We start from the raw sequence: 12,250 nt of genomic DNA, 5'->3' as shown, positions 1-12,250 counted from the left end.
GACGCTCAGGCCGGAACGATGTCTTTCAGCGCCTCCGGCAGCAACGGCCGGATTTGCCTGAGCGTGGTCTGCAGCCACGGAGCGATCTGCGATTCGGTCCAGGCGGGCGACTGCACGGCCGGCGTCATGTCGATGATGACCGTCGCCAGCAGCGCCACCAGCACCGCGCGCAGCACCCCGAAGGCCGCGCCGCCCAGCCGGTCCAGCACGCCCAGCGGCGTTGCGTGGATCACGGCCCGGATCAGCTTGGCGCCGATGCCCCAGATCAGCAGCACCAGCACGAAGGCCAGCACCAGACCCAGCGCATGCAGCAGCGTGGGGCCGACCTTCTCGATCGGGATGAAGCGCTCGATGAACGGTGCGACGAACGGGGACGCCACATAGGCCACCACCCAGCCGGCAAGCGTCATCACCTCGAAGACCAGGCCGCGCCACGCGCCCACCAGCACCGACACGACGAGCAAGGCCGCCAGGGCGATGTCGACCCAGTTCATCGCGCCGCGAGCAGTTCATGAGGGGTCATCCGCGCGTCTCCGTGCCGGCCTGTCAAAGGGTCAGCACGGCCGACGAGAGGCCGCCGCCGCGGACCTTGGCCGCGACCTTGTCCGCCTCGTCGCGGGAGTTGAACGGGCCGACGCGGACGCGGATGCGCTTGCCGTCCGCGGTGTCGACCGCCTGCGTGTAGGTCTTCAGTCCCATGCGCTCGACCTTGGCCCGCACGTCCTGCGCGGCCTTGCCGTCGGCATAGGCGCCGACCTGCACGATGAAGCGCGCGCCATTGGCGGCGGCGTCGGGTTTCTTGTCGGCGGCCGCCGCGGGAGCACGCCCTTCCAGCAGCGCCTGCGCGCGCGCGGCGTCGGCGTTGTGCGTGTCCGGTTTGACGGCCGCGACCTTGGTGTCGGGCTTGCGCTCGGGCTTGGCTTCCGGCTTCGGATCGGATTTGCGTTCGGGCTTCTGTTCCGGCTTCTGCTCGGACTTGGGCTCCGGCTTGTGCTCGACCGGCGCGGCCTGCTGGACCGGCTTCGATTCGGGCTTGGGTTCGACGCGCGGCACGGGCACCGCCGCGGGCGGGGGGGTGTTCTGCGCGAGCTGCTCGGCCGGCGCTTCCGCCGGCGGCACGGCGCGATCCGCGGCGATCTGCTCGGGGGTCTCGGTGATGATGCCGCGACCCTGATCGCCGCCCTGCCCCTGCGCGCCTTGCGCCACGGGGGCTGGGATGTTCAGCGGCGCCGCGCCGTCCTTGCGCGGAATGTCGATGGGCAGATCGACCGGGATCGGCCGAGGCTGGGTCTCGAACAGCAGCGGGAACACGATGATGCCCACGCCCACCAGCACCGCCGCGCCGATCAGCCGGCGCCGCGCGCGGATACGCAGCTGCTGCACGTCGTCGACGCTCTCCGCAGCGCTTCGACCGCGGCCACGGCCGGTCTCGCGCGGGGGGCTCCGGTCGCCGGAGTCGTTCGCATCACCACGCTTCAGGAAGGACAGGAAACCCATGGACTTGTGTGTGGAAGGCGACCGGGAGTGGAAAGCGGCCCTTCCGCATGTACGGACCGGGCCGCCGACTTCAACTGCGAGCGGTTCGAACGCAGCGTTGCAACGGATTCAACGCGTTCGACCGATTCAATGGGGATGCGGATCGGAGTCGGGTCCGTGCTCGGCCTCCGGCTGCACGCCGAGTCCCAGCCTCGGGATGCCGTCCTTGAGCACGCCGCCCACGGTGTAGAACGAACCGAAGACCAAAATTCTATCAGCGGGGTCCGCCTCGGAGGCCGCCGCGGCGAGCGCCGAGGCCGGGTCCGCATGCAGCGAGGAACGCACATCGGCCGGCGCCTTCAGCAGCCCTGCCGCGCGCGCCTCGTCAAAGCGCTCCTGCAGCGACAGGGCGGTGGCCGCACGGGCGATGGGCAGCTCGCAGAAGTGCCAGTGATCGACCAGCGGCGCGATGCGCGCCAGGATGTTGGCCAGGTCCTTGTCGGCCATCGCGCCGAAGACCGCACGGGTCCGCGGGTAGAAACCCATCTGGTCCAGGTTCTGCGCCAACGCGGCGACCGCATGCGGGTTGTGCGCCACGTCCAGCACCAGCATCGGCGAGCCCGGGATCACCTGGAAGCGTCCCGGCAGCTCCACCAATGCCAACCCGGCGCGCACGGCCTGCGCGCTGATGGGCAGGCGCTCATGCAGCGCCTCCAGCACGGCCAGCACGCCGCTGGCGTTGAGCAGCTGATTGACGCCGCGCAGCGCCGGATAGGCCATGCCGCTATAGCGGCGCGAGCGCCCCGCCCATTGCCACTGCTGGCGATCCCCGCTGTAGTTGAAGTCGCGGCCGAGCTGACGCACATCGGCGCCGATTGAAGCCGCATAGGCCGCGATCGATTCGGGCGGCATCGGGTCGGACACGATGGCCGGCTTGCCGGCGCGCATGATGTGGGCCTTCTCGCGGCCGACGGACTCGCGGTCGGGGCCCAGGTATTCGGTGTGGTCCAGGTCGATGCTGGTGATGACGCTGCAATCGGCGTCCATCGCGTTGACCGCGTCCAGCCGGCCGCCCAGACCGACTTCCAGGATCACCAGATCCAGCGGCTCGGCGGCCAGGCGATGCAGGATGGCCAGGGTGGTGAACTCGAAGTAGGTCAGCTGCAGATCGCCGCGGGCCTGCTCGACCGCCTCGAAATGCGGGAGCAGCGATGCGGCGTCCACCGGCCGGCCGCCGACGCGGCAGCGCTCCTGGAAGTGCACCAGATGCGGCTTGATGTAGAGGCCGACGCGATAGCCGGCCTGCAGCGCGATGCTCTCCAGCATGGCGCAGGTCGAGCCCTTGCCGTTCGTCCCCGCGACCATCACCACCGGCGTGTCCGGACCGAAGTCCAGGCCGAGGCGCTGGCGCATCTCGGACACACGGGCCAGCGTCATGTCGATCTCTTTCGGATGCAGGCGCTCGCAGCGCGAGAGCCAGGCATCCAGCACCTGCTGCGCGTTGCCGCCGGGTGCGAGCACCGGGATGGCCAGGTCGGCGGACGACGGAGCGGCGGGCCCAGCGGAGGCCGTGACGGGGGACGACGGGGAGTTCGAAGTCATCGTGAAATCCAGGGCTCAAATGAAGACGGCCAGACCGGGTCGGGTCTGGCCGTGCTGAGTCGGAAGAGCCCGAGCGCGTGCGCCCTGCCCCTCGGACCGTCGTCAGGCGACCGCGTCGGCGCTCTGCCGCTGCAGGATGGCCAGGTTGCAGGCGATGACCTCGCGCAGCTTGCGGCGGTCCACGATCATGTCGATCGCACCCTTCTCCATCAGGAACTCGGCGCGCTGGAAGCCCGGGGGGAGCTTCTCGCGCACGGTGTTCTCGATCACGCGCGGGCCGGCGAAGCCGATCAGCGCCTTGGGCTCGGCGATGACGATGTCGCCCACGAACGCGAAGCTCGCGGAGACCCCGCCCATGGTCGGGTCGGTCAGCACGCTGATGTACGGGAGCTTCGCCTTGGCCAGACGCGTGAGCGCGGCGTTGGTCTTGGCCATCTGCATCAGCGAGAGCAGGCCTTCCTGCATCCGCGCGCCGCCGGTGGCGGTGTAGCAGATGAAGGGGGTCTTCTGTTCGATCGCGGTCTCGACGCCGCGCGCGAAGCGCTCGCCGACCACGGAGCCCATCGAGCCGCCCATGAAGTCGAACTCGAAGCAGGCCACGACCACGGGGATGCTCATCACCGCGCCGCCCATCACGATCAGCGCGTCGGTCTCGCCGGTATTCTCCAGCGCTTCCTTCAGCCGATCGGGATACTTCTTGCTGTCCTTGAACTTCAGCGCGTCGACCGGGAGCACCTCCTGGCCGACTTCATAGCGCCCCTCGCCGTCCAGGAACGCGTCCAGACGGGCCCGCGCGCCGATGCGGTGATGGTGACCGCACTTCGGGCAGACGTTGACGTTCTGCTCAAGGTCGGTCTTGTACAGCACCGTCTCGCAGGACGGGCACTTGATCCACAGCCCTTCGGGCACCGTGCGGCGCTGGTCCGGGTCGGTCTGCTGAATTTTCGGGGGGAGAAGTTTCTCAAGCCAACTCATGGCGGGCTCCTATGTCTATCGCCGAACGCCCTCTCAGGCGTCCAGCGCGGCGCGGATGTCTCGAATGAAGGCCGCTGCCTGGATCGCGACATTATCCCTGGATTGCACCTCGATCAGCTGGACCAGGGCCGATCCGATGACGACGGCGTCCGCATGACGCGCCACGGCCGCCGCCGTCGCTCCGTCGCGGATCCCGAATCCGACCCCCAGCGGCACCCGCACATGCTGGCGCAGACGGGGCATGGCGTCGGCCACGGCGCTGGTGTCCAAGTGGCCGGCGCCGGTCACGCCCTTGAGCGAGACGTAATAGACGTAGCCGCTGGCCAGCCGGCCGATGCGCTCGACGCGCTCATCGGTCGAGGTCGGCGCGAGCAGGAAGATCGGATCCAGTCCCTGCGCCTTCATCAGCGTCGCGAAGGCCTCGCACTCCTCGGGCGGATAGTCGACGACCAGTACCCCGTCGACGCCCGCGGCCTTGGCCTCGGTGACGAAGCGCTCCAGACCGAAGCGCTCGATCGGGTTGGCGTAGCCCATCAGGACGACCGGGGTGCCGGCGTCCCCCAGCCGGAAGGCGCGGACCATCTCCAGCACATGATTCAGCGTGATGCCCTTGGCCAGGGCGCGCTCGCTGGCGCGCTGGATGACCGGGCCGTCCGCCATCGGATCGGAGAACGGCACGCCCAGCTCGATCACGTCGGCGCCGGCGCGGGCCATGGCCAGCATCAGCTCGACCGTGACGTCGGCATAGGGATCGCCGGCGGTGACGTAGGGGATCAGCGCCTGGCGGCCTTCCGAGGCCAGCCGCGCGAAGGTGGCTTGAATGCGGGTCGAACTCATTGCGCGCCTCCGGTCGTTGCGTGGGCGCCGGAGGGGGCATCGGCCTGAGCGCTCAGCTCGGCGCCGCCCTTGACGGCGTGACCCGCCATCGACGGGCGATCGAAATAGACCGCGCCGGACAGGTCCGCCACGGTGCCGATGTCCTTGTCGCCGCGTCCGGACAGGTTGACCAGCAGGTGTTGATCGGGGCGCATCGTCGGCGCGATCTTGAGCGCATGGGCCAGCGCATGGCTGGACTCGAGCGCCGGGATGATGCCCTCGCTGCGACACAGCCGATGGAAGGCGGCGAGCGCCTCGGCATCGGTGACGCCCACGTACTCGGCGCGGCCGATGTCCTTCAGATACGCGTGCTCCGGACCGACGCCCGGATAGTCCAGGCCGGCGGAGATCGAGTGGGTCTCGATGATCTGTCCCGCGTCGTCCTGCAGCAGATAGGTCCGGTTGCCGTGCAGCACGCCCGGCGAGCCCGCGCCCAGCGTTGCCGCGTGCTTGGGCGTGTCGACGCCCAGGCCGGCCGCCTCGACGCCGATCAGGCGCACGTCCGCATGCGGGATGTAGGGATAGAAGATGCCGATGGCGTTGCTGCCGCCGCCCACGCAGGCGATGACCGCGTCGGGCTGACGCCCGGTCATCTCGGGCATCTGGATCAGGCACTCGTCGCCGATGATGCGCTGGAAATCGCGCACCATCATCGGATACGGATGCGGGCCGGCCACGGTGCCGATGATGTAGAACGTGGACTCGATGTTCGTGACCCAGTCGCGCATCGCCTCGTTCAGCGCGTCCTTCAGGGTCTTGGAGCCCGACTCCACCGGCACGACCTTGGCGCCCAGCAGGTTCATCCGATAGACATTGGGCGACTGGCGCTTGACATCCTCGGCGCCCATGTAGACGACGCACTCCATGCCGTAGCGCGCGCAGATGGTGGCGGTGGCCACGCCGTGCTGACCGGCGCCGGTCTCGGCGATCACGCGCTTCTTGCCCATGCGCCGAGCGAGCAGCGCCTGGCCGATGGTGTTGTTGACCTTGTGCGCGCCGGTGTGGTTCAGGTCCTCGCGCTTGAGGAAGATCTGGGCGCCGCCCAGCTCCTCGCTCAGCCGGCGGGCGTGATAGATCGGGCTCGGGCGGCCGACGAAGTGGGCCAGCTCGTACTGGAACTCGCGGATGAACTCCGGGTCCTGGCTGTAGCGGGCGTAGGCCTCGTTCAGCTCGTCGAGCGCATGGATCAGGGTCTCGGCGACGAAGCGGCCGCCGTAGTAGCCGTGCGCGCTGGGCGTGGTCACGGGGCCGAAGCGGCCTTGCGCATCGGGCTGCGCATAGCCTTCGAGCGGTCCCGTGATGAACGGAATCGGGCTGGAAATGGTCTTGGACATGAGAGGGTCCTCGGTGTCGGAGGATGCCCGCGCGCTGATCGAAGGATCGGAAGGATCGAGACGATCAGACCGACTTCAGACGGTCGGCCTCGCGCACGGCATCGCAGAACTGGCGGATTTTGTCGGCGTCCTTGAGGCCCTTGGAGGCCTCGACGCCGGAGCTGACATCAACGGCCCAGGGCCGGACTCGCAGCACGCCATCGATCACGTTGGCTGCATCCAACCCACCAGACAAAACGACCGGAGAGGGAACGCTTGGAGGCAGCAGTGACCAATCAAACACCTTTCCGCCGCCGCCATAGCCCTCGACGAAAGCATCGAGCAGCACGGCTTGGGCGCGAGAGAAACGAGACGCGAAGTCTAGCAAATCGAAGCCCGGCGCCATGCGAGCCGCGCGCAGATACGGGCGCGCCCAGCGGTCGCAGTCCTCGGGCGTTTCGTCGCCGTGGAACTGCAGCGTCAGGTTGGGGATCGCGGCCAGCGCGGCTTCGATGTCCGCCGGCGTCGCATTGACGAAGAGACCCACCGGCGTCACGAACGGCGGCAGGCGCCGCGCCAGCTCGGCGGCGCGCTCGATGCTCACCGCGCGCGGGCTCTTCGGATAGAGGACCAGGCCGATCGCATCGGCGCCCGCCTGCACGGCAGCGTCGACGTCGGCTTCGCGGGTCAGACCGCAGATCTTGATTCGGGTACGGCTCATGGCGCTTGCGTCTCGTGGGCTCGGGTGTCGTTGGGGCTCGGTGTCGTTCGGCTCGGGCCGAGGCTCAGGGGAGCCAATCCATCGCGGCGGTGTGGCGCGGCAGATTCAGGTGGTCGTCATAGGTCGGACCGACGAAGTACAGCCCGTCCGGTGGGAAGGTCGGCGCCGCCGCGTCGCGCGAGCGCGCCGCCAGGACCTCATCCATCCATCCGGGAGGCTTCTGGCCGGCGCCCACGGCGATCAGACACCCCATGATGTTGCGGATCATGTGATGCAGGAAGGCCACGCCGTCGAACTCGAAGCGCCAGTAGGCGCCGCGCTTCTCGATCCGGATGTCGCGCAGGATCTTCACCGGCGAGGCGGCCTGGCATTCGGACGAGCGGAAGGAACTGAAGTCGTGCTCGCCCACCAGCCGCGCGGCCGCGTCGCGCATCGCGTCGCCATCGAGCGGACGGAAGGTCCAGCCCACGCCGCCGGCCTGGAGGGAGGGCCGCACGTTCGACTCCAGCAGCAAGAACCAGTAGCGGCGGCCACGCGCCCAGTTGCGCGCATGGAAGTCCTCGCCCGGGAAGGCGGCCCACTGGATGGCAATGTCGCGCGGCAGGTAGCGGTTGACGCCGCGCACCCAGGAGAACACCTCGCGCTCCACCGGCGAGTCGAAATGGACCACCTGGTTGAGCCCGTGCACGCCGGTGTCGGTGCGGCCGGCGCAGATGGTGCGGATCGGCTGCGCGACGAACTGGGCCAGCGCGGCTTCCAGCTCGTCCTGCACGGTGCCGCCGCCGGGCTGGCTTTGCCAGCCCTTGTAGGCCTCGCCGCGGTAACTCACGCCCAGCGCCACGCGCATCCCAGCTCTCCGGAATCAGATGAGAGCGGCTGCGCGAAAGCGGCCGCCCAAAAGAAAAGGCGCCCGGCCAGGCCGAGCGCCTTGTCGTGAACAGCGCGCAGTTTAGCGAAGCTGGTCCAGCATTTGCTGGGCGCGGTCCTTGAGCGGCCCCGAGGACTTGCCCACCAGCTCCTGCAGCACGTCGCGGGCGCCTTCGGTGTCGCCGATCTGGCGGAACTCTTCGGCCAGCTCCAGCTGACGCTGCAGCGCCTCGTCGTCGTTCGGGTCGATGCTGTCCAGATCCACGCCCAGGTCGTCCAGGCTCATGGTGTCGGACACCGAGACCGGCGTCTGCGTGGGCGCATCCAGATCGGGCAACTCGACCGAATCGATGTCCTCGACGTCCTGCACCTTGCCGATGGTGCGTTCGTCATGGCCGGCGGTCGGCGAGACCGACGGCAGATCCAGGTCGATGCTCGACAGGTCGAAGTCCAGCGAGGCCGCGTCCTGCGCGGCGGCGGGCGCCGGGGCCGGCGTGCTGCCGCCCAGGTCGTCAAGATCGCCGAGGTCGAACTCGAGCTCGTGGGCGCTCGCGGTGGTCGGCGCATGCGAAGGCACGCCGGCCGGGCCGCTCAGGTCCAGGTCCATGTCCATCGGCGCCTGCGTGGCCGAGCTCGGCAGCGCCTGCGTCGCGGCCATCGCCGAGGCCGAGGCCGGCGGCGAGCCCAGGTCCAGATCCAGGTCCAGGTCCATCAGGCTGGACGGGCCGCTGTCGCGCGCACCGACGACCGCCGCGGCAGCCCCCGCCGTCGCCGCAGCACGGGCCACCGCGCCACCGCCAGGGTGCGTCATGCCGGCCGCGGGCAGCGTGCTGGCATTCATCGGCTCGGGGCGCTCGTCGTCGTTATCGAAGATCACCGGCGCGCCGCCCGGCTGGTACAGCGGGTTCTCCGGATCCGCCTGGCGGCCGAGCTCCTGAACCTTGGCCCAGTCCTCGCCCTGCCCTTGCGTCTCGGCGTACAGCTGCACCGCCAGCTGCTCGAAGCCCTTGATGTCGCGGCGCTTGCCGTAGACCTCGAGCAGCTTCAGCCGGATGGCCAGGCGATCGGGGTTGGCGCGCAGCGCTTCCTTCAGGATTTCTTCGGCCTGCAGGTCGCGGCCGTAGGCCAGATAGACGTCGGCTTCGGCGACCGGATCGACGTCGCCGATCGCATCGAGCTGGCTCAGCGAGTAGCTCATCGACGACTGGCCGGTGGTCGACGCGTCGCGCGTGTCCACTCGCTGGCCGCCGCTGTGGCCGAAGAAGGAATCCGGCGCCAGACGGCTTTCGGCGAAGGCGGTCTCGGAGCGGGAGGCCGCATCGCGGCGAGCGCGCCAGCGGTTGTAGCCGACGCCGCCGACCAGCACCAGCAGCGCGGCGCCGAGCGCCGGCAGATAGTCGCCGAGCGAGTCCAGGAAGCTGGGCGCCTCGGGCTCGGGCTGCGGCGCGGGCAAGGCCTTGGGCACCGAGGCGGCGGCCGGACGCGACGCCGGCGCGGTAGCCACGGCGGCCGAGGCCGGCGCGGAAGCGGCAGGCGCCGGAGCGGCCGAGGCCGGCACGTTGGCGGCGACGGTCACCGGCGGCACGACCGGCGCGGGAGCCGACGCAGGCGTCGGAGCCGGAGCTGGTGCCGGGGTGTCAGGCTTGGCGGCGGCGGAGAGCTTCTTGAGCTCCTCGACGTTGCGAGTCAGCTCGGCGACGCGGGCGGCGGAGTCCTTCTTCTCGGTCTCCTTGGACACCTTGTTGGCGGCGTCGGCCGCGGCGCCTGGCTTGCTCAGCGTGAGCTTGTCGGGCGACGGCGCGGCGGCGGGCTTGCGGTCCTCGACCGCGGCCTGCACCGAGCCCTTGGCTTGGCGAGCGCTCTCCTGCGTCTTGAGCGCGGGCGCGGCCTCGGCCAGACGCTGGCGGTAGCCGCCGAAATCGCTGCTCTGCGCCTGGATGACGCGGCGCGCCTCGGTCGGCGTGATCGCCTGCACCGAGCCGCTGTCCGGCACCGCGAGGACGGCACCCGACTTCAGCCGGTTCATGTTCTGGTTGATGAAGGCGTCCGGGTTGCTGCGGTACAGGCCGACCAGCATCTGGTCCAGCGACACGCCCGAGGGCTGTGTCCGCGAGGCGATGCGCGACAGCGTGTCGCCAGGCTTGACGGTGTATTCGGAGGCCGCGTTGGCGGCTGCCGGAGCAGGCGCGGGAGCCGGGGCCGGCGCGGCCGGACGCGGACGCGCCGTCACCGCCGGGGCGGGCGGCTGGGCAACCGGCGCGGCGGGGGCACGGCTGGCGGAATCGGAGGCGGCCGGCGGCGTGGCGCGCGCGGTCGGCGCGGAGGCCACGGGGGGCGCCACCGGGGACGACATCGGGGCCGGCGCGGGCGCGGCGGAGGAGATCACCGGCGAGGTGGTCGACTCAGTCGCGCGGGCGACGGTGGGATTGCTCGGGGGATCGAAGAGCAGCGTGAACTCGCGGGTCAAGCGGCCGCTGGACCAGCTCAACTCCAGGATCACGTCGACGAAGGGTTCCTGGACCGCGCGGTCGCTGCTCAGACGCAGGTACGGACGGCCATCGGCGCGGCGCGCCAGCTGCACCTGCGCGCTGGACAGCACGGCGTTGTAGTCCAGGCCGGACGCTCGGTAGGACTCGGGCGGCGCCACGCGCAGCTTCAGGGAGCCGGCCTCTTCGGGGCTCAGGCTGCTGACGTCGATCTCGGCCCGCAGGGTTTCGCCCAGCGCCGACTGCACCGTCAGCTTGCCCAGCCCCAAGCCCCAGGCCGAGCCCGCGGCCAATCCCAACGCGGTGACGGCCGCCACCTGGCTTAGCGCAAATCGCGCATATGCGCTTGCATGTTTTTTCAAGGCGTCCCCCAAAGCGACAAAGCGGCCTCGACTTCAAGACCGCCCTCATGACCTATTGTTGTTGTGCGACTCCGGCGCCTGCCGCGGCCCTCGCTCGTTCCCGCGCAGAAAATCACAACGGGGGCAAGCATATACGCTCTGTTGCTGAGGTAGCTCCTGAATAACATCGATGGGCCAGCTTGGATTCACAGCTAGTTACCGGCGTGTCGCTAGCAGGCAACGAGATTCGCGTTGCTCGCAATCCCTAATGCGAAGTTGAAACGAAGCTCGAACGAGCGCCAAACCAGTGCCCAACCAGCGCCAAACAGGGGGTTTGCGGAATCCCCAAATCCAAATGGGAAAAGGGCGATGACCCGAAAGCCACCGCCCCTTTTCTGATTCATCCGCCGCGTGGCGGCTCTTGATTTCAGCGATCCAGCAGGATGCGCAGCATGCGGCGCAGCGGCTCGGCCGCGCCCCACAGCAGCTGGTCGCCGATGGTGAAGGCGCCGACGTACTCGGGGCCCATCGCCAGCTTGCGGATGCGGCCGACCGGGATCTGCATCGTGCCGGTCACGGCGACCGGCGTCAGGTCCTTGATCGTCGCTTCGCGGGTGTTGGGGACGACCTTCACCCACTCGTTGTCGGCAGCGATCATGGCTTCGATCTCGTCCAGCGGGACGTCCTTCTTGAGCTTGAAGGTCAGCGCCTGCGAGTGGCAGCGCATCGCGCCCACGCGCACGCAGAAGCCGTCGACCGGGATCGCCGAGGTGCCGGCGAAGCCTTCGCCCAGACCCAGGATCTTGTTGGTCTCGGCCATGCCCTTCCACTCTTCCTTGGATTGGCCGTTGCCCAGGTCCTTGTCGATCCAGGGGATCAGCGAGCCGCCCAGCGGGACGCCGAAGTTGGCGACCTCGTCACCCGACAGCGCGCGCTGCTTGGCGATGACCTTGCGGTCGATCTCGAGGATGGCGCTCTTGGGGTCGTCCAGCAGCGAGCGCACTTCCGCGTTCAGCGTGCCGTACTGGGTCAACAGCTCGCGCATGTGCTGCGCACCGCCGCCCGACGCGGCTTGATAGGTCTGGGTGGACATCCACTCGACCAGACCGGCCTTGTACAGCGCGCCCACGCCCATCAGCATGCAGCTGACGGTGCAGTTGCCGCCGATCCAGTCCTTGCCGCCGTGCGAGAGCGCGTTCTTGATCACCGGCATGTTGACCGGATCCAGCACGATCACGGCGTTGTCGGCCATGCGCAGCGAGGACGCCGCATCGATCCAATGGCCGTTCCAGCCCGCGGCGCGGAGCTTGGGATAGACCTCGGTCGTGTAATCGCCGCCTTGGCAGGTGATGATGATTTCGCAGCGCTTGAGCTGCTCGATGTCGTAGCCGCTCTGCAGCTTCGTTTCGTTCCTGGCGAACGTCGGGGCGGCGCCGCCGGCGTTCGAGGTGCTGAAGAACAGCGGCTCGATCAGATCGAAATCGCGCTCCTGGGCCATGCGGTCCATCAGCACCGAGCCGACCATCCCGCGCCAACCCACCAAACCAACCAATGTCGTCATTTGCGTTCCTTGAATAGGCCCGGCACTGCTGG

At 69.2% G+C, this 12,250-nt stretch carries 10 protein-coding genes; all 10 read right to left on the bottom strand.

The features are described 5' to 3' along the window. Positions 1–5: 5 nt before the first annotated feature. The 10 genes from ABDW59_RS10530 to asd all read right to left on the bottom strand — a co-directional run bounded on the left by ABDW59_RS10530 (position 6) and on the right by asd (position 12,218). Positions 6–494: a CvpA family protein gene (locus tag ABDW59_RS10530; protein ID WP_343629697.1), complete on the bottom strand. Its 489-nt coding sequence runs from the start codon at positions 492–494 to the stop codon at positions 6–8. Positions 495–546: 52 nt separating this feature from the next. Continuing rightward, positions 547–1,497, bottom strand: a complete 951-nt coding sequence (locus tag ABDW59_RS10525; RefSeq protein ID WP_343629695.1) for an SPOR domain-containing protein — start codon at positions 1,495–1,497, stop codon at positions 547–549. 126 nt (positions 1,498–1,623) lie between these two features. Then, positions 1,624–3,078: a bifunctional tetrahydrofolate synthase/dihydrofolate synthase gene (gene folC / locus ABDW59_RS10520; protein ID WP_343629694.1), complete on the bottom strand. Its 1,455-nt coding sequence runs from the start codon at positions 3,076–3,078 to the stop codon at positions 1,624–1,626. Positions 3,079–3,180: 102 nt separating this feature from the next. Beyond that, positions 3,181–4,053 (bottom strand): acetyl-CoA carboxylase, carboxyltransferase subunit beta, encoded by an 873-nt coding sequence (gene accD, locus ABDW59_RS10515; protein ID WP_343629693.1) that lies wholly within the window; start codon positions 4,051–4,053, stop codon positions 3,181–3,183. Positions 4,054–4,086: 33 nt separating this feature from the next. Continuing rightward, positions 4,087–4,890 carry a tryptophan synthase subunit alpha gene (gene trpA, locus ABDW59_RS10510; RefSeq protein WP_343629691.1) on the bottom strand — a complete coding sequence of 268 codons (804 nt, stop codon included), beginning with the start codon at positions 4,888–4,890 and terminating at the stop codon, positions 4,087–4,089. After that, positions 4,887–6,263, bottom strand: coding sequence for a tryptophan synthase subunit beta (gene trpB / locus ABDW59_RS10505; RefSeq protein ID WP_343629690.1), 1,377 nt, complete (start codon positions 6,261–6,263; stop codon positions 4,887–4,889). The genes trpA and trpB overlap by 4 nt, the downstream gene beginning before the upstream one ends. A 64-nt stretch (positions 6,264–6,327) precedes the next feature. Beyond that, complete coding sequence (locus tag ABDW59_RS10500) at positions 6,328–6,963, bottom strand: phosphoribosylanthranilate isomerase (RefSeq protein ID WP_343629689.1); 636 nt, start codon at positions 6,961–6,963, stop codon at positions 6,328–6,330. Between the two features lie 64 nt (positions 6,964–7,027). Beyond that, a complete protein-coding gene (gene truA / locus ABDW59_RS10495; RefSeq protein ID WP_343629687.1) occupies positions 7,028–7,810 on the bottom strand; it encodes a tRNA pseudouridine(38-40) synthase TruA in 783 nt (260 codons plus the stop codon). A 102-nt stretch (positions 7,811–7,912) separates the two neighbouring features. Next, positions 7,913–10,633: a FimV/HubP family polar landmark protein gene (locus tag ABDW59_RS10490; protein WP_343629686.1), complete on the bottom strand. Its 2,721-nt coding sequence runs from the start codon at positions 10,631–10,633 to the stop codon at positions 7,913–7,915. A gap of 451 nt (positions 10,634–11,084) precedes the next feature. Next, the gene (asd, locus tag ABDW59_RS10485) at positions 11,085–12,218 is read right to left on the bottom strand and encodes an aspartate-semialdehyde dehydrogenase (RefSeq protein WP_343629685.1); all 1,134 of its coding nucleotides are present in this window, start codon (positions 12,216–12,218) and stop codon (positions 11,085–11,087) included. Positions 12,219–12,250 lie beyond the last annotated feature (32 nt).

Source organism: Roseateles sp., from assembly GCF_039595295.1.
Classification (GTDB): domain Bacteria; phylum Pseudomonadota; class Gammaproteobacteria; order Burkholderiales; family Burkholderiaceae_C; genus Roseateles.
The sequence above is the reverse complement of the archived record's forward strand: the minus strand, read 5'-3'. Positions and strand labels throughout refer to the sequence as shown.

Bases quoted from the DNA above. Each gene is read 5' to 3' on its own strand.
- ABDW59_RS10530 (WP_343629697.1), bottom strand. From the start codon at position 494: ATGAACTGGGTCGACATCGCCCTGGCGGCCTTGCTCGTCGTGTCGGTG.
- ABDW59_RS10525 (WP_343629695.1), bottom strand. From the start codon at position 1,497: ATGGGTTTCCTGTCCTTCCTGAAGCGTGGTGATGCGAACGACTCCGGC.
- folC (WP_343629694.1), bottom strand. From the start codon at position 3,078: ATGACTTCGAACTCCCCGTCGTCCCCCGTCACGGCCTCCGCTGGGCCC.
- accD (WP_343629693.1), bottom strand. From the start codon at position 4,053: ATGAGTTGGCTTGAGAAACTTCTCCCCCCGAAAATTCAGCAGACCGAC.
- trpA (WP_343629691.1), bottom strand. From the start codon at position 4,890: ATGAGTTCGACCCGCATTCAAGCCACCTTCGCGCGGCTGGCCTCGGAA.
- trpB (WP_343629690.1), bottom strand. From the start codon at position 6,263: ATGTCCAAGACCATTTCCAGCCCGATTCCGTTCATCACGGGACCGCTC.
- ABDW59_RS10500 (WP_343629689.1), bottom strand. From the start codon at position 6,963: ATGAGCCGTACCCGAATCAAGATCTGCGGTCTGACCCGCGAAGCCGAC.
- truA (WP_343629687.1), bottom strand. From the start codon at position 7,810: ATGCGCGTGGCGCTGGGCGTGAGTTACCGCGGCGAGGCCTACAAGGGC.
- asd (WP_343629685.1), bottom strand. From the start codon at position 12,218: ATGACGACATTGGTTGGTTTGGTGGGTTGGCGCGGGATGGTCGGCTCG.